The sequence below is a fragment of the Novosphingobium sp. P6W genome (assembly GCF_000876675.2).
Taxonomy (GTDB): domain Bacteria; phylum Pseudomonadota; class Alphaproteobacteria; order Sphingomonadales; family Sphingomonadaceae; genus Novosphingobium.
Window position 1 is genome coordinate 2027520 of sequence record NZ_CP030353.1, and the last position, 22357, is coordinate 2049876.

Genomic DNA, 22357 nt, shown 5'->3' on the forward strand with positions numbered 1-22357 from the left:
TGGGCCTTCAGCGCAGCTTGTGCGGCTGGCCCACGCCTGCGGGCACGAGGTCGAAGGCGAAGCTGATGCGTTCCTTCTCGCCCCCGAAAGGCAGCGTTCCATGCCAGAGGTAGGAGGGAAACAGGATCATGCGCCCGGCGCGCGGGGCCTTGACGACGGGACTGCCGCCGCTGCCCAGTTCGCCGGGAAGCACGCCGATCGCGAAAGCGCCGTCATCGCCCCCTTCGGCGCTGTCGAACTCGGGATAATAGACGCCCGAGAGCCAGTTGGGCGCATGGATATGGGCACTTACTTCGCCGCCGGGCTGGAGGATCGTGCCCCACAGGGTCAGGCTCCAGTTCGCGGGCAGGGCGCGCAGGAACGGGTGATCGGCGGTCTGGGCGGCGAACCCGGTGAGGGCCGCTGCGAGGTGTTCTCTGGCGATGATGGCCAGTCCGCGCAGCGCCGGGGTTCCGGCATCGGCGAGGTCGCCGCTCTGGCGGCCCTGCCGGGTGACGAGGCCCTCCGGCTCGAAGGTCAGCGAGGGATGGGCGCGCAGTTCTGCCACCAGCGCCGCGTTGAACTGCGCCATGTCGGCGAAACCGGGCGGGACGGTGATATCATGCACCGACACAAAGCGATCCAAGGCCATCAACCCGTCGCGTTCACGTGTCTGGCCGAGATGTTCGTAAGCCGCCAGTGCCAGCGCGAGCGGCGTGGTGACGCTTGGCTGCGTCTTGACGAGCGCGCCGCTGACCCGAAGCGCGTCCTCGGGGCTACCGGCCCGGATCAGGTTGCGGGCGAGATTGACGCCAAGCGCATGGTTGGGCGCGGCAGGGTCGAAGACGCTGCGCAGCGCGGCGGAGGCACCGGCAAAATCCCCGGCACTTTCCAGCATCAGCCCAAGCTGGTTCGCGGCGCGCATATTGCGCGGCTGTGCCTTCAGCACCTGACGCACGAGATTTTCCGCCTCGTCCCTGCTGCCGCTGGCCGTCAGCGCATCAATCAGGTTGAGCGCGGTTTCGAGATGGCCGGGACGCAAGGCCAGCGAGCGGTTGTAGTGCGCGGCCGCCTCATCGTGACGGCCCAGGCGCGCCAGCGCCACGCCCATGTTGTTCAGCGCGTCGGGCTTGTCGCCCGCAGCGGCCAGCACCTTGATGGCCTGATCGCAGCGCCCGGCCGCGATCAGGCACGAGCCGAGGTTCGCCAGCGTGGCATCGTGGCCGGGACGCAGGTCGAGCGCGGCGGTGAAAGCGGCGAGGGCCTCGTCATAGGCGCCGTCGTTCTTCAGCGCCACGCCCAGGTTCTGGTGGCGCCCCGCATCGAGCGGGTCGGCATCACGCGCGGCGCGAAAGGCGCCCAGTGCATCTTCCATGCGCCCGGTACGCTGGGCCACGATCCCCGCCAGGGTCAGCGCATCGGCATCGCCGGGTTTCGCGGTGAGCAGGCGTTCGACCAGCGGCTGCGCGGATGCAGGGTTCGGTCCCTGCGCGGCCTGCGCCGCTTCGGCCAGCATTTCCCCCCACATGACGAAAGGTCCTTCAAGTGATTGCAGTCATTATGCATGTCCGCACAAAACCGGACAAGACGCAGCGTTTCATCGAACTGACGACGCAGCTCCAGAAGGATGTGCGGGCGAACGAGCCGGATACCCTGCTGTTCCAGGTCCTGCAATCGCAGGACGATCCGAACGCCTTCGTGTTCACCGAATTCTTCACCACGATGCAGGCGAAGGAGGAGCACGCGCTGCGCCCCTACCACGTCGCCATGTCCGCCGATGGATATGCCTGCCTTGATGGTGATCCCGACATCCGCTGTTTCGACCATCTTGGCGAAGCGGCTATCACAGGAGTGCCCGCATGATCGGTTCGCTTGAAGGACGCATAGCGCTTGTCACCGGCTGCACCGGCGGCATCGGCAGTGAAATCGCCCGCTCGCTGGCCGAGGCCGGGGCGGTAGTCGTCGGCGCCGATCTGCCGGCAGAATGGAGCGCGGCCCAGCCCGACTGGGGCTACCTTCAGCTCGACGTCACCGATGAGGCATCCTGGCAAGCGGCGATCTCGGCTATCGAGGCACGCTATGGCCGGCTCGATACGCTGATCCACGTTGCTGGCATCGTCGTGGTCGAGAAGATGGAGAACACCACGCTTGAGCAATGGCGTAAACAGATGGCTGTCAACGTCGACGGCGTGTTCCTGGGCACCAAGTCGGCGATCGACCTGATGAAGCGTTCGGGCGAGGATCTTCCGCACGGCGCGTCCATCGTCGTGATCTCGTCGGTCGCGGGCAAGATCGGCTCGCCGCTGCACACCGGGTACTGCGCGTCGAAGGGCGCGGTGGCGCTGTTCGTGAAGGCCTGCGCGATGGAATTCTCGGCGTTGAACTACAAGGTGCGGGTCAATTCCGTGCATCCTAGCGGCGTGAAGACCGGCATGGTCGATCACATCCTCCAGCGCATCGTCGACAGCGGTTTTGCTGCCTCGGTCGAGGAAGCTGCCGCCGGTCTCGCTCCGGCCCACCCGATCGGGCGGATGGCCGATCCCATCGACATCGCCAAGACCGTGCGCTTCCTGGCCTCGGACGAGGCGGGTTACATGCATGGGTCGGAATTGATCGTGGACGGAGGTTTCACCGCGCAATGAGCAATCTTGCAGGAAAAGTCGCGCTCGTCACCGGCGGCACCAGCGGCATCGGCGCTGCCGTTTCAAAGCTGCTGCACGAGGCGGGGGCCAAGGTCGCGGTGCTCTCCGACGCCCCCCAAGCCGACCTCGACAAGGAAGTCACCAGCGGCGCGCTCGACCACGCCGTCCATGTCGACATTTCGGATGCCGAGGCCGTGGCGCAGGCCGTGCGCGGGATCGAGGCTGCGCTTGGACCGGTCACGCTGCTGGTTAACAACGCGGCCATCTGGGCGCCCAACCCGGTGCCCGAAAGCCCGCTTTCGCTGTTCGACCGGCATATAGACGTGAACCTCAAGGGCACCTTCTACGTCACGCAGGCGGTGCTGCCGGCGATGATCGAGACGGGCAGCGGCGCAATCGTGTTCATCGGCTCGGTCAGCGGCGTGGCGGGGCGCGCGGGCGACAGTGCCTACAGCGCCTCTAAAGCGGCGGTGGCGATGCTTTCGCGCACGCTGGCGGCGGAACTTGGCCCCAAGGGCATCCGCATCAACTGCGTGTGCCCAGGCGCGGTGGCGACGCCGCTCACCGCGAACCTGCGCACGCCCGAGGGAGAGCAGGCCATCGCCGCGCTGATGGACGGCCACCCCAGCCCGCGCCGCAAGTTCTTCATGGAGCCGGTGCAGATCGCGCAGCTGGTCTGCTTCCTGCTCGATGACAAGTCGAGCTGCGTGCACGGCGCCGTCATCCCGGCGGATGAAGGGCTTACCGCCACGATGTGATTGTCCAAGGAAACATTCAATTTGGGAAGAGGAGACAACCATGACTGTTCTGCACGAACCCGGAAAACTCGGCGATCTCATCGTCAACATCAATGACTGCCACGAAGTGGCGCTGGGCGTCGGCACCACGATCCGCCTGCTGCGCTACAGCGAGGAAACCGGCGATTGGGTGCTGTGGGTGCACATGGAGCCGGGCGCCACCTTCGCCCCCCACTGGCACCTCGGCCACGGGCAGTACTTCGTCACCAAGGGCGAGTTGATCTACGATGTCGGCTCGGCGCCCGCAGGGACCTATGGTTACGAGCCGATCGGATCGCGCCACAGCGAGGCGCGCTGCGAGGAAGTGACCGAATATCTGTTCATGGGCCACGGCGCCGTCGCCTTCACCGACGATGCGGGCGACGTGCGATTCATCCTCAACCATGAATTCCTGCGCGATGTGGCGAAGGGCGAAGTCGTCTCCAACGTCGCCAACGAGGGGCTGGAGGAGGCGGCATGACCGCACCTTCGAACCCGCGGGCCGACCGGCTGCGATCGATGATGGCGCCGCAGGGGCTGGACGCGGTGGTCCTTAGCCACCCGCATGACGTGCGCTATGCGGTTGGCTATCACTCGATCCTCGAACGTTGGGGGCAAATGGAGCCGATGGCGGCGGCCATCGTCTATGCCGATCCGGCCAAACCTCTGACGCTGGTGATCCCGGAGGCGAACCTGGGCCTCGTCGCCGTCCTCAACAAGGACGGGGACGCCTGCACCTTTGGCGAACTGCGCACGTTCGACATGCTCAACTTCTGCGAAGTCAGCCGCTATATCGACCCGGATCGCAACGGCGGCCAACTGGCCGAGGATGCGGGCGGCATGGTGGGTGCCATCGCCGGAACCTGTCAGCCTGACATAGCCGCCGCAATCGCCTCGGCGCTGGCGGATCACGGCCTGGCGGGAGGGCGTGTCGGCTTCGACGAACACCGCGTCTCGGCGCGGATCGCGGGCACCGTTCCTCACGAATACAGCGACGTGCTGGACTTCATGATGCGCGTGCGCGTGGTCAAGACGCCCGGCGAACTGGCGCGCTACCGCAAGCTGGGCAAGCTGGCAGACCGGATCATCGCCCATGCCGGATCGCTGCTCCACGAAGGCGCCGACTGGAACGACGTGCAGGCGCGCATCTGCGACTTCATGGTCCGCAACGAAGTGATCCCGGTGGACGAAGGCGCTATGCTGTTCGGCGGCGCTTACGAGGCGGACGAGTTCATCCCCGACCTGTTCCGCACCCGTGGCAACCGCCGTTTACGCAGCGGTGACATCGTTATCCTCGAAACGCAGGGCATCCACGATGGCTTCTGGGTCGACATCAACCGCACCGCCGTGGTCGGCAAGGCCAGCCCGGAATACCGCCGCCAGCACGACATCCTGCGCGATGCGTTTCTCAAGATGGTTGACGCACTGCGCCCCGGTGTCTCCACCGCCAGCCTGCCCGCGATCGGGTACGAGCACCTGAAAGCCCACGGCGTCGCCACGCCTGAGAAGCTGCTGGTGGTCGCCCACGGCATCGGCCTGATGCCGCTCGAAATTCCGCTGGCTTTCCCTGCCGCCGGGCTCGCCGGGGTCAAGGAGGGCTTCGTGATGGAGGAGAACATGCTGATCTCGCTCGACAGTCTCTACTTCGGCGCGATGCTTGGCCCCTGCCATATGGAGAACGTCTACGCGATCACCGCCGGCGCTCCCGAACCGATGTACGCGGCCCCGCTCGAACTGTTCGAGGCCGTCGACGCTCCCCAGCCCGCACCCGTCCATTGAGAGAGGATCTGTCATGAGCGCTAGTCGCGACAACGACCGCAGGATTGAGAAGTACCGGCGCATGCAACGCATCCGCCAGTTCGAAACCCGCGCGGAAACCATCCATGCGGCGGGCGAAATCCCCGGCGCGCTGCATACCTACGCCGGCATGGAAGCCTCGGGCGTGGGCGCCTGCATGGCCCTGCGCGACGACGATTACATGGTCGGCACCCACCGCAGTCACGGCCACCCGATTGCCAAGGGCGCGAAGCTGCGCCCGCTGATGGCGGAACTGCTCGGCAAGGTGACCGGCATCTGCAAGGGGAAGGGCGGGTCGATGCACCTGTCGGACTTCTCGATGGGCAGCCTGGGGGAAACCAGCATTGTCGGTTCGGGCGGCCCGGTCACCGCAGGGGCAGCGCTTGGCGCCAAGCTGCAGGGATTGGACCGCGTGGCGCTGTGCTTCTTCGGAGACGGTGCTTCCAGCGAAGGCGCGATCCATGAAGGCATGAACCTTGCCGCCGTGTGGAAACTGCCCGCGATCTTCGTGTGCGAAAACAACCGCTTCGGCATGTCGACACCGACCGCAGCGGGCGTCGCGGGCGCTCATGTCGCCGACCGCGCACACGGATACGGCATCCCCGGCGTCATCGTCGACGGGCAGGACGTGGACGCGGTGGAAGCCGCCGTGCGTGAGGCCGTCGACCGCGCCCGCGCCGGCAAAGGCCCCACGCTGATCGAGACAAAGACCTATCGCTACGCCGACCACGCCGTGAACATGGGCCGCGATCTCACCCCGCGCGGGCCGGAGCATGACGAGTGGCTGGCGCGCGACCCCATCGTCCTCTATCGTGCCCGGCTGGTCGAGGACGGCATTTCCGGTGCCGATCTCGATGCGATCGACGTTCAGGTGGCTGAGGAAGTCGCCGATGCCCTGAACTTCGCCCGCGAAAGCGCATACCCGGCCTTCGAAGAGGCCTTCGACCACGTCTTCGTCGATCGCCTGCCGATCCCCGACGATGTACGTGCACACGCCTGAAGAAGGAGCCGGAAAAATGGCCAAGATCACCTACCTGGAAGCCATCTATCAGGCGCAGGCCGAGGAAATGGATCGCGATTCCAAGGTCTTCATCATGGGCGAGGACATTCGCTGCAACGTCTTTGGCACCACCACCGGGTTCGTCGAACGTTTCGGCGAGGAGCGCGTGCGTGACACGCCGATCTCGGAAAACGGCTTCATCGGCGCAGCGGGCGGTGCGGCGATGGTGGGGATGCGGCCCATCGTGGACGCGACGATTTCCTCGTTCCTGTTCCCGGCGATGGACCAGATCTGCTCGATCATCGCCAAGTCGCGCTATATCTATGGCGGCCAGGCGCAGCTGCCGCTCGTGATCCGGTCGTGTCTGTTCTACGGCAATTCCAATGCCGCGCAGCACTCCGACCGGCCCTATTCCATGTTCATGAACATGCCGGGGCTGAAGATCATCGCGCCGTCGAATGCGCATGACATGAAGGGCCTGCTGAAAGCCGCGATCCGCGACGATGACCCGGTGATGTCGTTCGAGGATTCGACCTGCTGGATGGTCAAGTCCGAAGTCCCCGACGACCTCGACTTCGTGATCCCGCTCGGCAAGGGCGAGGTCAAGCGTGAGGGCACCGACGTGACCGTGGTGGCCATCGCGGGCGCAGTGAACATCGCGCTGAAAGCAGCGGAAAAGCTGAAGGCGGAAGGCATCTCGGTGGAAGTGGTCGACCCGCGCACCTTGGTGCCGCTCGACCGCGACATCATCCTGCGCTCGGTGCGCAAGACCGGCCGCGCGATCTGCGTCGACCCCGCGCACAAGACCTGCTCCGCCGCCAGCGAGATCGCCGCCACCATTGCCGAAGAGGCCTTTGAAGCCCTGCGCGCGCCGGTGGTCCGGGTGACCACGCCTGACACCCATCTGCCGTTCAGCCCGCACATCGAAAAACCGCTCTACCCCTCGGTCGAACGGATCATCGATGTGGCCCGCCGTCTGGTCGGTGCGCCAGCGCCGCAACCCCAGCCCGCTTGAGGAGAACGGACCATGGCTGAATTCACGATGGTCCTGCCGCAATACGGCATGGGCATGCAGGACGGCGAGATTGTGCGCTGGCTCAAGGAAGTTGGTGAGCGTGTTGAAGAGGGCGAAAACCTCGTCGAGGTGGAAGCCGCCAAGACTACGGTGGAAGTTCCCGCGCCGGTCTCGGGCACCCTGCTGCGCATCCTCGTCGATAGCGGCGATACGGTGGACGTGCGCACCGCGATCGCGGTGATCGAGACATAGCGGCAACGCTGGCACCAACAACTCCGTCATCCCCGTAAAAGCGGGGATGACGAAAACGAAAACAATGTGCCGAATGGCACGGCCCCGTTCCGGGAGAGGACGCGAGGATGAACGACAAGAAGGTTGCCTCCGGCTGGCCGCGCTGGCTGGCGGGAGCGGTGCTGCTCGCCATCGGCGCGGTGCTGGCTCTGGGCGGGGCGAAGCTGCTGATGCTCGGCGGCTCGGCCTATTATCTGATTGCGGGACTCGCGTGCCTCGCATCGGGCGTGCTGCTCTGGCGCGGCGACAGGCGAGGATTGTGGCTTTATGCGGCCTTGCTGGCGGGGACCGTGGCATGGTCATTTTGGGAAGTAGGCGGCCAATTCTGGCAACTCCTCCCGCGCATCGCGGGACCCGCCGTAATCGGCGCTGTTCTGGCGCTCCCGCCGGTTCGCCGCCGGATGATCCGGGCTGGCGACGCCCTGACACGCTTCGGGCTTGGCACGGCGGTCGCGGTGGCGGCGGTGCTGCTGGGCGCGACATTCGCCATGAACCCGACCTTCGATGTTCTGCCCTCACGCGGTCCCGTCGCCGCGGTGGCAGCCAACCCCGCCAGCGCCGAGTGGACGGCCTACGGCGCCAACTCCGCCGGCACCCGCCACTCTCCCGCTGCACAGATCACTCCGGCCAATGCCGCGAAGCTGGCGCAGGTCTGGTCCTTCGAAACCGGCGACACCCGCGCCAAGCGCCCCGAAATCAAGTCGATCTCGTTCATGGCGACTCCGCTGATGGTCGATGACAAGGTCTACTTCTGCTCCCCCACCGGCAAAGTCTTCGCCCTTGATGCCGACAGTGGCAGGCAGGTGTGGCTACGCGATCCGCACACGAAAATCGGCAATGCCCAGATGCTCAATTGCCGGGGCGTGTCCTACCACGCAGACCCCGCCGCGTCTGGCCTGTGCGCCAAACGCATCATCAGCATGACCGTCGATGGCCGGATGCTGGCGAGCGATGCCGCCACCGGCGCACCCTGCACCGACTTCGGCGAGAAGGGCACCGTCAACCTCGATGCCGGGCTGGGCGATGTCGACCCGCTGCGATCCTACACGTCCTCCCCGCCCGTAATCGTCGGCAACACCGCGATCCTCGGCTCCTACGTGCGCGACAACTTCACCAAGGACGATCCCTCAGGCGTCGTGCGCGCCTATGACGTGAAAAGTGGCCGCCTGCTCTGGGCCTGGGACAGCGGCCGCCCGGATGATGCCCCGATGCCCGGCCCCGGCGAGGGCTGGACGCGCGGCTCGGTCAACGCCTGGAGTGTGTTCAGCGCCGACCCTGCGCTAGGCCTCGTCTACCTGCCCACCGGCAACGCCACGCCCGACCACGTCGGCACCCACCGCAATCCCATGCTGGAACGCTATGCCAGTTCCATCGTCGCGCTGGACGTGAAGACGGGCCGGGTGCGCTGGCACTTCCAGACCGTGCATCACGACATCTGGGACTACGACATGCCCGCCCAGCCGGTGCTGTTCGACTATAGCGTGAATGGCCGCAAGGTGCCGGCCCTGGCTGCTCCAACCAAGCGCGGCGAAATATTCATCCTCGACCGCCGCACCGGCAAGTCGCTCACCGGCGTCGAGGAACGCGCCGTGCCGCGTGGCAAAATTCCGGGCGAGCGCTACTCTCCCACGCAGCCTTACGTGAAGGGCTTCCCCTCCTTCGCGCCGCCGCTGCTGACCGAGGCATCGATGTGGGGCGCGACCCCGCTTGACCAGATGTGGTGCCGAATCCGCTTCCGCTCGCTCGATTACGCGGGCAACTTCACACCGCCGTCGGAGCGCGGCATGATCCAGTGGCCGGGCACGTTCGGCGTGCTCAACTGGGGCAGCGTCAGCATCGATCCGGCGCGAAACCTGATGATCGTGAACTCTGCCGCGATCCCGCAGGAGGTACGCCTGTTCCGCCACGGCTCGGACACTGAAAAGCCGGCACTTGCGAAGGACTCCCACGCGCCTGGTTACCTGCCGCAGATGGGAACCAATTACGGCGTCAGCCTGCTGCCGATGCTTTCGCCTCTGGGCATCCCTTGTGAAGCGCCGCCATGGGGCCACATCGCCGCCGTGGACCTGACCACTGGCAAGATCGCCTGGAGCCGCACCTTCGGTACCACCGCTGACACCGCGCCGCTGGGCATTGCGATGCCGGGCGCGTTCAATCTAGGCGGTTCGGCCAACACCGCAGGCGGCGTGACTTTCATCGGTGCGGCGCTCGACAACTACCTGCGCGCCATCGACACTACCAATGGCCGCGAACTATGGCGCGGCCGCCTGCCTGCGGGCGGACAGGCGACACCGATCACCTACATATCGCGAAGGACCGGGCGCCAGTACGTTGTGATCGCGGCGGGTGGGCACATGTACATGGGTACGACGCCGGGCGATTACGTAGTCGCTTTCGCATTGCCGAAGACGAAGTAAAGGCGGCGCTCGACCATTTCCAGGCTGCGATATCTCAGCAGCCTGGAATTAATTGCCGGAGATTTCACAGCAGGGGGCTTACCAGCCGGGCGATGTTCTCGGCGATCTTGCGGGTCAAGGGGCGCCGGTGCCAGCTCTCCAGCGAGAGGCGATCGGCGTGGGCGATATAATCTGCCTGGATTGCCTCGAGCGCGCCCACGCTGGCGCGGTCGTGCAGAAGCAGGCTCACCTCTTCGTTGAGTTGGAACGAGCGCAAGTCGACGTTGCTCGATCCGACGATGCCCAGTTTGCCGTCGATGCTCACGTTCTTGGCATGGAGCAGGTACTGGCGAAACAGATGGACGTTTATCCCGGACCGCAAAAGGTCGTCGTAATAAGATCGCTGGGCAAGGCTCACCAGCGGTTGGTCTACCACGGCCGAGACGATAAGATTGACTTCCACTCCGCGCATCACCGCAGTGCGCATCGCGCACAGCAGGGGTTCGTCGGGGATGAAATAAGGCGAAGTGATAATCACCCGCTGGACGGCGCGTTGCAGTTGCCAGGTCAGCAGGGTCTGGAAACCCTCAAGCGGATAGTTCGCCCCGCTGGGGAGAAGCTGCGCTTCAGCCGTGCCTGCGGAATGCGAGACAGCAATGTCGCTTTCGGGCATCGTTTCGGTTTCCAGAAACCAGTCGGTGAGGAACGTGGCCGTCATTTCCGCCACCACGGGGCCGGTTACGCGGGCGACCAGTTCGCGGTTCTCGACGCCGTGCCTGAAATCCTTGTCGACGATATTCTGCGAGCCGGCGTAACCGATCTCTCCGTCGATCAGGAACAGCTTGCGGTGATTGCGCATGTCGCGCCGGGTACGGCCGCGCAGCCAGTGGAAAGGCAGGGCTTCCCGGACATGCGCGCCGGCGCCGCGAAGAAGCGCAATGGAGCCCTTGAGCCAGCGATGCGACCCGACCGGGTCGACCAGAACATTGACGATGACACCGCGCTGCACAGCGCGGGCGAGGGCGGTTGCGACCCGCTGGCCGGTGGCGTCATCAGCGAATATGTAGACCAGGATGCGGACGTGTTTGCGAGCCTTGTCGATGTCCCGGACCACCCGGTCGATAGTGCGGTCATAGTCGGTCAGCAGTTCAACGCCGTTGCCGGATACTGAGGGTTGTCCGCCAAGTCTGGCTGCAAGAACTGCTGCATCGCAAGGCATGGGAACGGGTTGCAATCGTTCCGCCGCAGGTGCGAGGGCCGCTTTTGCTTGCTCGAACCGCTGCGCTCGCCATGCCGGGAAGCGGGGGCGACCAATGGCGAGGTAGAGCAGGACGCCGGGGATCGGCAGGAAGAATATCAGCAGCAGCCAGCTGCGCGTGGCTTCCGGTGTACGGCGCGAGGGCACAATGAGCAGCATGGCGATCCGCACCAGCCATTCGCAGACATAATATAACGCGCTGGATTGCGAGAAAAGGCTGATGATCATTGGGCGATCCTAGTCCCGAAATTCCTGCGTTCCAGCCCCTCTCGATGGCGCTTCATGACAGAGGTTTAATCCGGCCGTCAGCTGGCTGACAGGCATGCCAGCTCAAATTCGCCGCTTGGACGAACCGGCTACATCAGGACAGCAACCGGATGAAGGACACCGATAGCCGGACGCCTCAACGATCTGCGGCAGCGATCGACGAGCGGACCTGCCGAATGATCTGCCCGATCGCGGCAGGGATGTCGGGCGTGTGCCTTACCGCCATCGGCATCCTGCGACTGGTCATCGTCGTAGGACGGACCTCGACCATAGCGGACGATCTGCTGGCTCTGGACGCAACGCTGTTCCTCGTTGCGACGCTGACGTCCTATTTCGCATTGCGGGTGGGCACGGCCAGGCGGCTTCATGTGATGGAGCGGATCGCCGACATCACTTTCATCGCCGCGATGTCGCTGATGACAGTGGTCTCGCTGATGATCACATATGCAATGAACCGCTGATCGACAGGTCCACCCGCAGACCGGGGGCGTTGTCTCCCAGCCGGATATCCCCGCCGTGGAGACGCGCGGCGGCTTCAACCAGTGATAGCCCCAGGCCCGAGCCGGCCAGATGGCGGGACGGATCGAGCCTTCCGAAGCGCCGGAGCGCCTCGGCGCGGCGTTCGGGGGGAATGCCGGGGCCATCGTCGGCGACGGTCAGGATGATCTGGCCGTCTTCTTCCTGCGCGAAAAGTGCGATGCTGCCGCCGCCTTGAGCATATTTGAGCGCATTTTCGATCAGATTGCCCAGCGCCTGGCTTATGAATTCGCGGTGCAGGGTGGCGTGCAGGCCCGGCGGGGAACTGGCTTCGAGCACGAAGCCGCTGTCTTCGGCGAGTGGGCCGTAGATCTCTACGAGGTCTTCCAGCAGCGTGGCGACGTCGATCTCGCTGAAACGGTCGCGGCCGATGCCGGCTTCGGCGCGGCTGATCTGGAGCGCGGTGGAGAGCATCCTGAGCAGTGTGTCGGCTTCCTGCGCCACTCGTTCCAGCGCGGCGAGGGCGTTGTCGTCGCGTGTTTCGGCGGCGGCGCGTTCTATCAGCACTTTCATGCGCGTCACTGGCGAGCGCAGGTCATGCGCCAGCCCATCGGTTATCATGCGCAGTTGCGAGACCAGCCCCTCGATCCGCTCCAGCATCGCGTTGATGGAGAGGCCAAGCCGGTCGAAGGCATCGCCGCTGCCGCCCACGGGCACGCGCGCTGCCAGCGCGCCGTCGCCCACCGCGCCTGCGGTCTGGGTGATCGCCTCGATTCGGCTCGACAGTACGCGGCCGATGACCAGCGCCCCCAGCAGAGTCAGCGCCAGCCCGGCGACAAGCGCGCCCAGCACGGCCTCCTCGTTCACGCGGACCAGTCGCAGGCTCGATTCGATGACGTGGCCAGCCAGCAGGCGCTTGCCATCCGGCAAGCGCACGGCGGTGACGCCCATGCGCTCCGGCCGTTCGCTGCCGGCGCGGTAGAGGTCGATGGTGAGCCAGCGGGTGCCGGGCGGGATCACTGTGGGCCATGCATCGAGATTGCCGGCGATCGGCGTACCATCGGGCGCGGCGTAAAGAATTACCGCGACGGCGCCGTGGGTGATCTCCAGGCGCGCACGGATAAGCTGGCGCAGGCCTTGATCGCCCGATCCGCGCCAAGCAGCGGTCAACTCATCGCGCAGTTCGTCCACGGCTTCGCGCTGTTCGGCCGCGAGCGCGCGCTGGCTCGCCTCCTGGACGAACACCAGGACGCCGCCGGTCACAAGGAACTGCAGCACGAATGCCAGCAGGACGAAGCGCGCCGTCGTGGAGCGAAAAAGAGCCGAACCCCGCATCATCCCGCCTGCAAGGGGCTTAGGCCGAAATGCCCAGACGGTAACCGGCTCCGCGCACAGTGTGCAGCAGCGGCCGGTCGGCGCCGTCGTCGAGTTTACGGCGCAGGCGGCTGACGTGCACGTCGATGACATTGGTGCCGGGATCGAAATGATAGTCCCACACGCCTTCGAGCAGCATCGTGCGCGTCACCACCTGTTCGGCATGGCGCAGCAGATATTCGAGCAGGCGAAATTCGCGCGGCTGCAATTCGATCGACCGGCCGCCTCGGCGGACCTTGCGTGAAAGCAGGTCCATTTCAAGATCATCGCAGGCGAAGCTGGTTATTACCGGCGCACCGGCCCCGCGTTTGCGCAGCAGCAGGCGAACGCGGGCGAGCAGTTCGGCGAAGGCGAAAGGCTTGGTCAGGTAATCGTCGGAGCCGGCAGTAAGGCCTGCCACGCGGTCGTCGGGCGTGCTCAGGGCGCTCAGGATGATGACGGGCGTTTCGATGCCAGCAGCACGCAGTGCGGCCAGCACGGCCATGCCATCCATCTTGGGAAGCATGCGGTCCAGCACGATGGCGTCATAGGCGCCGTCGGTGGCCAGGAACAGGCCGTCGCGTCCGTTGTCGGCGCGGTCGACGGTGAAGCCTTCCTCGCCCATGCCCTTGGCGATGAAGGAGGCTGTGTCATCGTCATCCTCGATCACCAGCAGCTTGTGGCTCATCGTCATGCTCCTTCCCGGTCCAGCACTATGGTGCGCGGCCGGCCCTGATGCGACACTGACAGCCGCACAACGGTGCCTTGTTGCAGATAATGGTGCGCCTGATCCAGCGTGAAGATGGGCCTGCCGTTCAGATCCAGCACGCTGTCCCCGACGGTGATGCCTTGAAGCTGGGCTTCGCTGCCCGAACGGATGCTGGTAACGACCAGTTGGCCCGGCTCCCACGGGGCAGGCTCGATGGTCATGCCGGGCAGGAGCGAGCGCGCTTCGGGCCGGCCCGCAAGCGAGGCGAACCACATGCGTCCGGTGTGGGAAACCGAAAGCAGCATCGTTCCGGCGGGTACGAGCAGCAGCAGCAACGGCGCCAGCCGGACAAGCCGGCGCTGCATCGGGGAGGGGCCGGCATACTCGCGCATCGCTTCATCCATCGCGAGAGCGGCTGTGGAGGCCCCCTTCGGCGCCTCCACAGGCAGGGGCGGGATCAGCCTGGCTTGCTGGTCTTCTTGACGGCCATTTTCGTCGTAGGCTTTGCCGCATGGTGGGCCGCCTTTTTCGTGTGATGGCTTTGGGCGGACGGGGCCTTTGCGGGCGTTGCCGCATTGGCGGTGGTGGCACCGGCCAGTGCGAGGCCGGCGAGGAGCAGGAGCGACTTGCTATGCATGACTTCGGTTCCTTTTCGCTTGCGGGTCAGGGGATCGCCGAAGCTGGCACCCGCTGATCGCAGTTACGAAATTCGCCCGATTTGCGTGCCGATGCAATTTACGGTTTCGTCATGTTCCAGCCATCCGGCGTCTTGAGAGCTGTACTATCAAATTGAAATAACGATAAATTGTTCGGTACGATCTTGCCGCCCGGACATGAAGGATTGGTCATGGGAGGTGGATTTCAGAATATGGCGCGCAATTCATCCGGCCACACGCCGCTGGGAGATGGTGACCGCTATTGTCTGCGTCTTCGTCGTGAAGTCGGAAAGAAACGGCCACGCGGGCAACGTTGCTCGGTCAAGCGGCGGGCGCAATGGCGGCTTTGACCGGAACAGCGTCTAGTGGCGTTGCCACTCCGGTTCCCGGCCGTGAATTGCCGGTTGCCGTGCATGGCCCGATCGCGGCCGGCAAGTCAGCGGGTTCATCCCTGTTTACGTGCGTCCCGCTCAGACTAAGACGGGCGCGGCGACGTGGCCGGCCGTGCCGAAGATACGGCGATAGCGTGCGACTTCCTCAGGCAGGCCGGTTGCCTTGGACGGGTTGTCCGAGAGCTTTACGGCGGGGCGGCCATTGGCGCTCGTCACCTTGCAGACGAGCGAGATCGGTTCGAGCCCGGTAACGCCATCCGGGTCGCAACCGCGAAAATCGTTGGTGAGGTTGGTGCCCCAGCCAAAGCTCATGCGCACGCGGCCATGGAAGTGGCGGTAGGTCTGCTCGATGGTGTCGATGTCCATGCCGTCGGAGAAAATCAGGAGCCGCTTGGCGGGGTCGACGCCGCGTTCCTGCCACCAGCGAATGATCTGTTCGCCCGCTTCTATCGGCGGGGCGCTGTCGGGGCGGAGGCCTGTCCAGTTAGCCAGCCAGTCGGGGGCGTTCTTGAGGAAGGCGGTGGTACCGAAGGCGTCGGGCAGGGCGATCAGAAGGTTGCCGTTGTAGTGGGCCTGCCAGTCCTCAAGCACCTGGTATGGTGCGTTGAGAAGGGCCTCGTCGCTTTCGGCGAGGGCGGCGGCGACCATTGGCAGTTCGTGCGCATTGGTGCCGATCGCCTCAAGGTCTGCGTCCATCGCCAGCAGCACATTGGAGGTGCCGATGAAGCGGTTGCCGAGCCCTTCCTTCAGAGCATCCACACACCAGCGCTGCCACAGGAAGCCGTGGCGCCGCCGCGTGCCGAAGTCCGAAATAACCAGGTCCGGCAGCTCGCGCAGCCGCTCGACCTTGTCCCACAGCTTGGTCTTGGCCCGGGCGTAGAGCACGTCGAGCGCGAACTTGCCCCGGTCGCGCATCGCCGCGCGCGAGCGCAGTTCGTTGATGATCGCCAGCGCCGGGATTTCCCACATGGTCGTGTGGGTCCAGGGGCCTTCGAAGCGAAGTTCGTACTGCCCGTCGACCTTGCGCAGGTCATAGGCCGGCAGGCGGAACTCGGCCAGCCAGGCGATGAAATCGGGCGCGAACATCTGCTGCTTGCCGTAGAAGCTGTTGCCGGCAAGCCAGATCAGTTCCTTCTTCGAAAACCGCACGGAGCGGGCATGATCCAGCTGCGCGCGCAGTTCCGCCTCGTCGATCACTTCGGCCAGTCGCACCGAGGTGGTGCGGTTGATGAGCGAGAAGGTCGCCTCCACGTCCGAATGGATATGGCGGATCATCTGCAGCATCAGTAGCTTGTAGAAGTCCGTATCGAGAAGACTGCGCACGATCGGATCGAGCCGAAAATTGTGATCGTAAGTGCGGGTTGCGAGATCTGTGACGGCCATGGAACGATCCTTACCCGATGACGAGATGGAGGCAACGGGGCGCGGGCGAAACGTGTACCCGGCGCCCCCAGTCGAAAGCGATGAAATCCTGCTCGATGCCGTCCGAGAAGATCACGCCGCCATCGTTCATCCGCGAAGTGATGAGGAGCGGTACGTCGGTGATCTTGCCCGCGCGCATCTGCGTAGCAGTGACGATGCTGGGGAAGGGTTCTCGCACCCAGTAGCCGACCGCGCGTTCCTCAAGCCCCAGAGGCTGGTCGATATGCGTGGCCTGCGCGATGGAGCGCGCCCATCCGGTGGCGCCCGTTCCCGATGCGACGATCAGGCCCGAGGAACTATGGTCCTCGCTCATGCCGTCTGCCTCGATACAGTATCGAGCCGACTGGTGGCTGCGGTGGCCGACGAATATCTCGTTGAGCGCAGTCAGCGTCTCGCCGCCGTCAAGTGTGGCCTGCACCATGGTTCGCCGCTCTATCGCAGCATCGCGGGCGGCGCTGGCCGGCAAGAGCCGGGTGAGTTTGTCCACCGCGATGCGCACCAGCACGCCGTCATGAAGATCGGGCGCGGGGTTCACCCCGATCACGGGCTGGCCGTCAAGGTACTTGGCGACATTGGCGACCAGACCGTCCTGCCCCACGGGGACAACGACATCGTCGCGCGCGAACAGGAAGCGGTCAAGGTCGGCGCGCTTGACCAGTGCCTGCCGCCAATGCCCGGGGACGGCGCCGCGTGCCGAGGCAAGCGCGGCGTGGAAACGGTGGTGGCGGGCTTCCACGTCCTCGATCCGCTGGCCCCGCGTCCCCAGGAAGAAGCGGGCCTGATCGCGCGTTGCATGGCGCGCGATCAGCAGTTCGTAGTCGGTCTCCCGCGTGACGAAGACGGCGCGCGGCGCGATCGTCGAAACGGGGGAAGAGGAGGACATCGGGGCAGGCATGACGGTGTCCTTCAGCGGGCCTCGATCGCGGCGGGCGCCTTGCGGAACTCGCCCAGCAGTGTGGCCAGGAGATCGGGGGTGATGTTGACGTGCTCGATCGTCTCCAGCTTGCCCGCCAGTTGCTGTGCGGCAAGGCCGAGCAGGATCGCGGGCGGCAGGTCGCGGTAGACGGCGATGCGCTGCTTCTCGGCGTCGGCGCGCGCGCCTTCCACCGTGCGGATGCGGTTGGCTTCCGCTGCCGCCTCCACCTCGCTGGCTTCGGCGACACCGGCGGCGCGGTTGCGGGCGTTGCCGGCTTCCTCGGCGATCAGCAGCTTTTCCTGCCGGGCGAGTTCGGTGCGGGTGACCAGCTCGTTCTCGGCGATGGCGCGCTCCTTTTCCACCGCAAGCGCGCGGCGTTCGAAGGTGGCTTCGTCTGCCTTCTGCTGCAGTGCCTCGAACGTGGGGGTCTGCAGGGCGCGTTCCAACTCGCTGCTGGGCGCCAGATTGGTCAGCCGCACGGCGACCGCCGCGACCCCGATGTCCGCCAGTGCGGCATCGCCCGCCAGTGCCGCGGCGACTTGTCGGCGCAGGGGTTCCGGTCCGGCATCGAGCAGTGCACGCACCGGCATCTGCGCCAGATATTGCAGCACGGCCTGGTTGGCGATGCCGGTGATGCGCGCTTCGATCTTGTCCACGGGCTCCCCTTGCGGGCGGCCCGTGTTCAGCGCGATGCTGAAATCGATCCGCTCTGCCAGCCGTTCGGGATCAATGACATGCCAGCCGATGGTGCCCTGGATCGAGATCGTCTGGAAATCCTGGCTGCGGCCTTTGACGAACAGCGTCATTTCGCGGTCGTCCATGGGGATTTCGGCGATGCTGGCGGTTTCTGGCCTGAACCAGAAGACCAGCCCGCGCCCGCTCTGCCGGGGACGACCGCCGCGGTAGCGGATGACGTGGTTGCTGGCTTCGCTCCTGAGCTGGGCGAGAAAGCCGAAGTTGCGGATCGTGGCCATGATGTCCTCCTTTGGGGTCAGAGCGGTCTTTGGAAACGAAAGAGTTCGGCGGGGCGGTAGGAAGTACCTTCCTCCCGCGTGCCGGTCGCGGCGAGCCAGCCCCGGTCCTGCATCCGCCGCCGGAAAGCGGGTTTGTTGAGCACGGTGCCCAGGATCGCTTCGTGCACGTCCTGAAGCTGGCGCAGAGTGAACAGTTCAGGCAGCAGCGCGAAGCCGACCTCGGAATAGTCCAGCTTGCCGCGCAGCCGCTGCACGGCAAGGGCAAGGATGCCGGCATGGTCGAACGCCAGATCGATCTGCGTGCCGCCGGGCGTCGCTACGGCGATCGGACCACCTGCGTCTCCGGGCCAGGGAACGTCGATGGCGGCGGGCATAAGGGCCGGATTCGCCGCCAGCGCGGCGGCAAAGTCCTGCTCGTTCAGCAAGGCCAGCCATGCGACGGTTATGACCCGCATCCTGGGATCGCGGTCCACCGCGCCGAATGTGTAGAGCTGTTCCAGATGGGCTTTCTCAAGCCGCGCCTTTTCGTGAAGTGTCCGCTCCGCGGCGCTGTCCAGAGCCTCGTCTATACCCACGAAGCTGCCCGGCAGCGCCCAGCGCCCCTCGAAGGGAGGATCGCGCCGTTCCTGAAGCAGCACCGCCGGGCGGCCGCCGCGCAGCCCCATGAGGACCAGATCGACAGTTACCGATGGCCTTTCATAGGCGGCAGGGTCATACCCTTCGAGGAACTCCGATTCTGTCATCGAATAAGCCTTATATGCAAGATGCGCGTTACTTATGTTTGATTCGGATATATGTCAAGAGGCAGGCAATTGAGGAGGTTTCGATGGCGCGCTTCGTGATCGCAGTGGATACGCAGAAAGACTTCATGACGGCGCAGGGTGCACTGGGCGTTGCCGGTGCTGAAGGGCTGGTGGAGCCTATGAACGCCTGGCTTGCGGCGCTCGATCCGCGCGATACGGCTGGTGTCCTGTTCACGTTCGACACGCACGAACCGGAAATCTACGCCGGCTCGATCGAGGCTGAAGCGTTTCCGATTCACTGCGTGCGCGGCAGCGATGGCTGGGCGAACCTGCTGGATGCCGCCCTGATCGACCCTGCGATCCCGGTATGGCGGATCGAAAAGGGCGTGTTCGATATGTGGGCGGAGCCGGGGCTGGAAATCGAGGACGCGCGCGGTCTTCAGGTAGCGCCGATACCCCGCGAATCGTTTTTCGCAGACCTGAAGGCAAGCGGCGTGGACGAGTTCACGGTGATCGGCGTCGCGGCGGACTACTGCGTGCGCTGGGCGATCGATGGCCTGATCGCACGCGGTTTCGCGGTTACAGTACCGGCGGCGTTGACCCGCGGGATCGAGCGGCAGATCGAAACGGTGGCGGCGCAGGACTTCGCCGGAGCCCGTTTGCAGGTGACGGCGGCCTGACTCTCAAAACGCAGCGGGCCCCGGCACGATGTCGCGCCGGGGCCCGTATTGCATTCAGTCGGCGGGATCGTCAGCCGACGAAAGCGCGCTCGATCACGAAGTCGGCAGGCTTGTTGTTGGAACCTTCCACGAAGCCGAGGCCCTCGAGCATCGCGGCGATGTCCTTGTTCATGGCCATCGAACCGCAGAGCATCACGCGGTCGCTTTCGGGCACGAGGCGCGCTTCGCCCTTGAGACCCTCGAACAGGCGGCCGTTGTCGATCAGCGTGTTGATGCGGCCGGTCGTGTGGAATTCCTCACGCGTGACGGTGGGCACGTAGGTCAGCTGGAGCAGCGCCTGGTCCTCGACCAGCGGGTCGCCGGCAAGCTGGCTTTCCAGCTCTTCGCGGAAGGCCAGGTCGGCGACGGTGCGTACCGAGTGGACCACGATAACCTGCTCGAACGCCTCATAGACGTCCGGGTCACGGATCAGCGAGAGGAACGGGGCAAGGCCGGTGCCCGAACCGAACAGGAACAGGCGCTTGCCCGGCGAAAGCGCGTCAGTCACCAGCGTTCCGACCGGCTTGCGGCCAAGATAGATGTGATCGCCCGGCTGGATCTTCTGCAGCTTCGAGGTCAGCGGGCCGTCCTCGACCTTGATCGAGAGGAACTCGATTTCCTCTGCCCACGAGGGGCTGGCGATCGAATAGGCACGCAGCAGCGGCTTGCCGTTGTCGCCCTGAAGACCGATCATGATGAACTCGCCCGAGCGGAAGCGGAACGAGGCAGGCCGCGTGATCTTGAAGCTGAAGAGGTGGTCGTTCCAGTGATGGACCGACAGGACCTCTTCCACGGTCAGGGCGGCAGTAGGCTCAAGGACAATCGGCTCCAGCGTGGTGGAAGCCAGGGTAGCCGCCTCGGCCTTATGATCGCTCATCAACTTCAGTCCTCGATATTCTGCGGGTTAATCAGGGATATGCCGAAGCCGGCGATGGTCATCGCGGCACTGGCACGGGACATTGCCTGCGCGACCGCGGCCACCGTGTCCGCCGGCACGACGTGCGACAGAGTCGCACGCACGTTCTCGCGGCGCCCTATACCGACATCGCGCCAAAGCGCAAGCAACATGGCCTCATGTTCGGCAATCCGGCAGCACCCCATCGGTGCCAGCATGACACGTTCGCTGGCGCGGCGGCTGAGCAGCGACATGACGATATGGAAGTCAGGCAGCACGGCCTGGGCGTTGAACCCTGCAAAAGCGCGGCCCAGCGACTGCGCGGGGCAGTTGCCCTTGGCGGCACAATGGACCCAGCCGCGCATGGCCCAGAGCAGGAAGCGCCCGTCGTTGTCGAGTTCGGTGACGGGGCGGTCGATGAAATCGTACATGGGGCGGGCGCTCCTGAACCTAGATCTTGCGGGTGTTGGCGGCGATCAGCTTGCGGGCTTCGACCGCTGCCTTGGCGGTCTTGATCTTGCCTGCCTGGATATGGTCGGCGAGTTCCATGAGGCGCCCGCTGATGACGGTGCCGGTATCGGCCTTTTCGTCGACGGCGATGCCGCCGTTCACCTCGGCAACGCGGGCCCATTCGGCGCGAACCTGGGCCCAGTAGTCCCTGGTTGCAGCCCAGTAATCGTCGGCCGCCTTGACGTTGTAGCCGTCAAAGCGGGTGTAGGTGTTGAGCAGGTATTCCTGAACGATGGGGACGAGCTTGCCGTCCTTCACACCCATCTTGGTGTTGTCCTGCCAGTGAATCCATCCGTCGGGCGTGTTCTGGTGGCGGTTGATGGAGAGGTAGCGGTCATAGACCGGATTGCGCACGGCATCACGGCGGGCCAGCGGGCGCCAGGTCCAGTTGGAACGCCAGCGGCGCACGCCGCCCTGCGTTTCGAACTGGCCCCAGCCTCCGTAACGCGGGGAATCGTCGACCTGGAAGACCGTCTGCGACCAGCGGCCGATCCGGAATTTCTCGGGGACGTCTTCCCACTTCCAGGTGTTGCGGTCGGCATAGACGAGGACGCGGGCGGGCTCGTATTCCCAGTCCTGGCGCCAGTGCTTGATGACCATGGTCTGGCCTTCATGCTCCACCACCAGCATGTGCTGGAGCACGATCTTGCGCCCGGTATCCTCGACCACCCGGACCACTTCGTCACCGCCGGAAATCTTGCGTTCCAGAGGGGTATAGCCGGCGACCCAAGGGGTCGATTCCTGCATGTCGAAGCGCACCTTGAAGGTGCCTGCCATGGCGAGGATGTCGGCGTGGTCCTGCTCGAAACCGGCGGCGGCCTTGTCGGCGCTGATCGGCGGATGGGCCATGGCCGGGCTGGTGGCCAGTGCGATCGAGAGGAGGCCGGTTGCTAGAAAAGTCGTGATGCGGTTCATCAGTATGTATTTTCCTGTGGTGTCAGTCGCACCCGACGTTCGAAGCGATTTCCTGGCCGTCCGCGCCGCTGCTGCGTCCGCCGCTCGGCCGTGCCGAAAACCCGGAGGCGGACGATATTCGGCAAAGATATCTTCAAAAAGAATCGCAGTCCCGGTTGATGCTGGAAGCGCTATTGCGAGGCAATTGCACATACAGCATCTCTGCCCGTCGAGGTGCGGCCCGTCAAGTCTTGTTGGGTCGTGCCCGGGACGTCG

General features: G+C 65.1%; 24 protein-coding genes. 11 read left to right on the plus strand and 13 right to left on the minus strand.

Translation table 11 applies throughout. The features are described 5' to 3' along the window. Positions 1-7: 7 nt before the first annotated feature. Entirely contained in the window at positions 8-1507 is a 1500-nt protein-coding gene (locus TQ38_RS24840; RefSeq protein WP_043970387.1) for a tetratricopeptide repeat protein, read from the minus strand. A gap of 17 nt (positions 1508-1524) precedes the next feature. Here TQ38_RS24840 and TQ38_RS24845 point away from each other — a divergent pair, with 17 nt between their 5' ends. The 9 genes from TQ38_RS24845 to TQ38_RS24885 all read left to right on the plus strand — a co-directional run bounded on the left by TQ38_RS24845 (position 1525) and on the right by TQ38_RS24885 (position 9917). After that, positions 1525-1842 carry a putative quinol monooxygenase gene (locus TQ38_RS24845; RefSeq protein WP_043970389.1) on the plus strand — a complete coding sequence of 106 codons (318 nt, stop codon included), beginning with the start codon at positions 1525-1527 and terminating at the stop codon, positions 1840-1842. After that, a complete protein-coding gene (locus TQ38_RS24850; RefSeq protein ID WP_043970391.1) occupies positions 1839-2621 on the plus strand; it encodes an SDR family oxidoreductase in 783 nt (260 codons plus the stop codon). The genes TQ38_RS24845 and TQ38_RS24850 overlap by 4 nt, the downstream gene beginning before the upstream one ends. Further along, entirely contained in the window at positions 2618-3379 is a 762-nt protein-coding gene (locus tag TQ38_RS24855) for an SDR family NAD(P)-dependent oxidoreductase (protein WP_043970393.1), read from the plus strand. The genes TQ38_RS24850 and TQ38_RS24855 overlap by 4 nt, the downstream gene beginning before the upstream one ends. Before the next feature lie 40 nt (positions 3380-3419). Then, the gene (locus TQ38_RS24860) at positions 3420-3878 is read left to right on the plus strand and encodes a cupin domain-containing protein (RefSeq protein ID WP_043970395.1); all 459 of its coding nucleotides are present in this window, start codon (positions 3420-3422) and stop codon (positions 3876-3878) included. After that, positions 3875-5176, plus strand: a complete 1302-nt coding sequence (locus TQ38_RS24865) for a M24 family metallopeptidase (RefSeq protein ID WP_043970397.1) — start codon at positions 3875-3877, stop codon at positions 5174-5176. The genes TQ38_RS24860 and TQ38_RS24865 overlap by 4 nt, the downstream gene beginning before the upstream one ends. Positions 5177-5189: 13 nt before the next feature. Further along, positions 5190-6194: a thiamine pyrophosphate-dependent dehydrogenase E1 component subunit alpha gene (locus TQ38_RS24870; RefSeq protein ID WP_043970400.1), complete on the plus strand. Its 1005-nt coding sequence runs from the start codon at positions 5190-5192 to the stop codon at positions 6192-6194. Between the two features lie 16 nt (positions 6195-6210). After that, entirely contained in the window at positions 6211-7209 is a 999-nt protein-coding gene (locus TQ38_RS24875; RefSeq protein WP_043970402.1) for an alpha-ketoacid dehydrogenase subunit beta, read from the plus strand. Between the two features lie 12 nt (positions 7210-7221). Beyond that, a complete protein-coding gene (locus TQ38_RS24880; RefSeq protein ID WP_043970403.1) occupies positions 7222-7461 on the plus strand; it encodes a biotin/lipoyl-containing protein in 240 nt (79 codons plus the stop codon). Positions 7462-7568: 107 nt separating this feature from the next. After that, the gene (locus tag TQ38_RS24885) at positions 7569-9917 is read left to right on the plus strand and encodes a membrane-bound PQQ-dependent dehydrogenase, glucose/quinate/shikimate family (protein WP_043970407.1); all 2349 of its coding nucleotides are present in this window, start codon (positions 7569-7571) and stop codon (positions 9915-9917) included. Between the two features lie 64 nt (positions 9918-9981). Here the strand turns inward: TQ38_RS24885 and cls are convergent, their stop codons facing one another. Continuing rightward, positions 9982-11382 (minus strand): cardiolipin synthase, encoded by a 1401-nt coding sequence (gene cls, locus TQ38_RS24890; RefSeq protein WP_113942045.1) that lies wholly within the window; start codon positions 11380-11382, stop codon positions 9982-9984. 149 nt (positions 11383-11531) lie between these two features. Here cls and TQ38_RS24895 point away from each other — a divergent pair, with 149 nt between their 5' ends. Then, complete coding sequence (locus TQ38_RS24895) at positions 11532-11882, plus strand: hypothetical protein (protein WP_052505521.1); 351 nt, start codon at positions 11532-11534, stop codon at positions 11880-11882. Here TQ38_RS24895 and TQ38_RS24900 read toward each other — a convergent pair. The 8 genes from TQ38_RS24900 to TQ38_RS24935 form a co-directional block, all read right to left on the minus strand. Beyond that, positions 11860-13236 (minus strand): sensor histidine kinase, encoded by a 1377-nt coding sequence (locus tag TQ38_RS24900; RefSeq protein WP_370059814.1) that lies wholly within the window; start codon positions 13234-13236, stop codon positions 11860-11862. The genes TQ38_RS24895 and TQ38_RS24900 overlap by 23 nt on opposite strands. Positions 13237-13252: 16 nt before the next feature. Then, entirely contained in the window at positions 13253-13939 is a 687-nt protein-coding gene (locus TQ38_RS24905; RefSeq protein ID WP_043970409.1) for a response regulator transcription factor, read from the minus strand. Positions 13940-13941: 2 nt separating this feature from the next. Then, positions 13942-14352, minus strand: coding sequence for a PDZ domain-containing protein (locus tag TQ38_RS24910; RefSeq protein WP_162792370.1), 411 nt, complete (start codon positions 14350-14352; stop codon positions 13942-13944). A gap of 65 nt (positions 14353-14417) precedes the next feature. Then, positions 14418-14597, minus strand: coding sequence for a hypothetical protein (locus TQ38_RS24915; RefSeq protein ID WP_043970411.1), 180 nt, complete (start codon positions 14595-14597; stop codon positions 14418-14420). 489 nt (positions 14598-15086) lie between these two features. Further along, complete coding sequence (pncB, locus tag TQ38_RS24920) at positions 15087-16391, minus strand: nicotinate phosphoribosyltransferase (protein WP_043970413.1); 1305 nt, start codon at positions 16389-16391, stop codon at positions 15087-15089. A gap of 10 nt (positions 16392-16401) precedes the next feature. Continuing rightward, positions 16402-17325, minus strand: a complete 924-nt coding sequence (locus TQ38_RS24925) for a hypothetical protein (protein ID WP_240198094.1) — start codon at positions 17323-17325, stop codon at positions 16402-16404. Positions 17326-17336: 11 nt separating this feature from the next. Then, on the minus strand, positions 17337-18320 hold the full coding sequence (locus tag TQ38_RS24930) for an SPFH domain-containing protein (protein ID WP_043970415.1): 984 nt from the start codon (positions 18318-18320) through the stop codon (positions 17337-17339). A 17-nt stretch (positions 18321-18337) separates the two neighbouring features. Next, a complete protein-coding gene (locus TQ38_RS24935) occupies positions 18338-19063 on the minus strand; it encodes an NUDIX domain-containing protein (RefSeq protein WP_043970417.1) in 726 nt (241 codons plus the stop codon). A gap of 83 nt (positions 19064-19146) precedes the next feature. Here TQ38_RS24935 and TQ38_RS24940 point away from each other — a divergent pair, with 83 nt between their 5' ends. After that, positions 19147-19743 (plus strand): cysteine hydrolase family protein, encoded by a 597-nt coding sequence (locus tag TQ38_RS24940; protein WP_043970419.1) that lies wholly within the window; start codon positions 19147-19149, stop codon positions 19741-19743. 70 nt (positions 19744-19813) lie between these two features. Here TQ38_RS24940 and TQ38_RS24945 read toward each other — a convergent pair whose 3' ends face one another. Genes TQ38_RS24945 through TQ38_RS24955 form a run of 3 tightly spaced genes read right to left on the minus strand, consistent with a single transcriptional unit; the run spans position 19814 to position 22102 of the window. Then, positions 19814-20659, minus strand: coding sequence for a ferredoxin--NADP reductase (locus tag TQ38_RS24945; protein WP_043970421.1), 846 nt, complete (start codon positions 20657-20659; stop codon positions 19814-19816). 5 nt (positions 20660-20664) lie between these two features. Then, positions 20665-21108 carry a hypothetical protein gene (locus TQ38_RS24950; protein ID WP_043970424.1) on the minus strand — a complete coding sequence of 148 codons (444 nt, stop codon included), beginning with the start codon at positions 21106-21108 and terminating at the stop codon, positions 20665-20667. Positions 21109-21127: 19 nt separating this feature from the next. Continuing rightward, positions 21128-22102 carry a DUF6607 family protein gene (locus tag TQ38_RS24955; RefSeq protein ID WP_043970427.1) on the minus strand — a complete coding sequence of 325 codons (975 nt, stop codon included), beginning with the start codon at positions 22100-22102 and terminating at the stop codon, positions 21128-21130. Positions 22103-22357: the final 255 nt, after the last annotated feature.

What these genes read in the sequence shown, in the direction of transcription:
- TQ38_RS24840 (WP_043970387.1), bottom strand. Translation starts at nt 1,507, where the DNA reads ATGTGGGGGGAAATGCTGGCCGAAGCGGCGCAGGCCGCGCAGGGACCG.
- TQ38_RS24850 (WP_043970391.1), top strand. Translation starts at nt 1,839, where the DNA reads ATGATCGGTTCGCTTGAAGGACGCATAGCGCTTGTCACCGGCTGCACC.
- TQ38_RS24855 (WP_043970393.1), top strand. Translation starts at nt 2,618, where the DNA reads ATGAGCAATCTTGCAGGAAAAGTCGCGCTCGTCACCGGCGGCACCAGC.
- TQ38_RS24860 (WP_043970395.1), top strand. Translation starts at nt 3,420, where the DNA reads ATGACTGTTCTGCACGAACCCGGAAAACTCGGCGATCTCATCGTCAAC.
- TQ38_RS24865 (WP_043970397.1), top strand. Translation starts at nt 3,875, where the DNA reads ATGACCGCACCTTCGAACCCGCGGGCCGACCGGCTGCGATCGATGATG.
- TQ38_RS24870 (WP_043970400.1), top strand. Translation starts at nt 5,190, where the DNA reads ATGAGCGCTAGTCGCGACAACGACCGCAGGATTGAGAAGTACCGGCGC.
- TQ38_RS24875 (WP_043970402.1), top strand. Translation starts at nt 6,211, where the DNA reads ATGGCCAAGATCACCTACCTGGAAGCCATCTATCAGGCGCAGGCCGAG.
- TQ38_RS24880 (WP_043970403.1), top strand. Translation starts at nt 7,222, where the DNA reads ATGGCTGAATTCACGATGGTCCTGCCGCAATACGGCATGGGCATGCAG.
- TQ38_RS24885 (WP_043970407.1), top strand. Translation starts at nt 7,569, where the DNA reads ATGAACGACAAGAAGGTTGCCTCCGGCTGGCCGCGCTGGCTGGCGGGA.
- cls (WP_113942045.1), bottom strand. Translation starts at nt 11,382, where the DNA reads ATGATCATCAGCCTTTTCTCGCAATCCAGCGCGTTATATTATGTCTGC.
- TQ38_RS24895 (WP_052505521.1), top strand. Translation starts at nt 11,532, where the DNA reads ATGAAGGACACCGATAGCCGGACGCCTCAACGATCTGCGGCAGCGATC.
- TQ38_RS24900 (WP_370059814.1), bottom strand. Translation starts at nt 13,236, where the DNA reads ATGATGCGGGGTTCGGCTCTTTTTCGCTCCACGACGGCGCGCTTCGTC.
- TQ38_RS24905 (WP_043970409.1), bottom strand. Translation starts at nt 13,939, where the DNA reads ATGAGCCACAAGCTGCTGGTGATCGAGGATGACGATGACACAGCCTCC.
- TQ38_RS24910 (WP_162792370.1), bottom strand. Translation starts at nt 14,352, where the DNA reads ATGCGCGAGTATGCCGGCCCCTCCCCGATGCAGCGCCGGCTTGTCCGG.
- TQ38_RS24915 (WP_043970411.1), bottom strand. Translation starts at nt 14,597, where the DNA reads ATGCATAGCAAGTCGCTCCTGCTCCTCGCCGGCCTCGCACTGGCCGGT.
- pncB (WP_043970413.1), bottom strand. Translation starts at nt 16,391, where the DNA reads ATGGCCGTCACAGATCTCGCAACCCGCACTTACGATCACAATTTTCGG.
- TQ38_RS24925 (WP_240198094.1), bottom strand. Translation starts at nt 17,325, where the DNA reads ATGCCTGCCCCGATGTCCTCCTCTTCCCCCGTTTCGACGATCGCGCCG.
- TQ38_RS24930 (WP_043970415.1), bottom strand. Translation starts at nt 18,320, where the DNA reads ATGGCCACGATCCGCAACTTCGGCTTTCTCGCCCAGCTCAGGAGCGAA.
- TQ38_RS24935 (WP_043970417.1), bottom strand. Translation starts at nt 19,063, where the DNA reads ATGACAGAATCGGAGTTCCTCGAAGGGTATGACCCTGCCGCCTATGAA.
- TQ38_RS24940 (WP_043970419.1), top strand. Translation starts at nt 19,147, where the DNA reads ATGGCGCGCTTCGTGATCGCAGTGGATACGCAGAAAGACTTCATGACG.
- TQ38_RS24945 (WP_043970421.1), bottom strand. Translation starts at nt 20,659, where the DNA reads ATGAGCGATCATAAGGCCGAGGCGGCTACCCTGGCTTCCACCACGCTG.
- TQ38_RS24950 (WP_043970424.1), bottom strand. Translation starts at nt 21,108, where the DNA reads ATGTACGATTTCATCGACCGCCCCGTCACCGAACTCGACAACGACGGG.
- TQ38_RS24955 (WP_043970427.1), bottom strand. Translation starts at nt 22,102, where the DNA reads ATGAACCGCATCACGACTTTTCTAGCAACCGGCCTCCTCTCGATCGCA.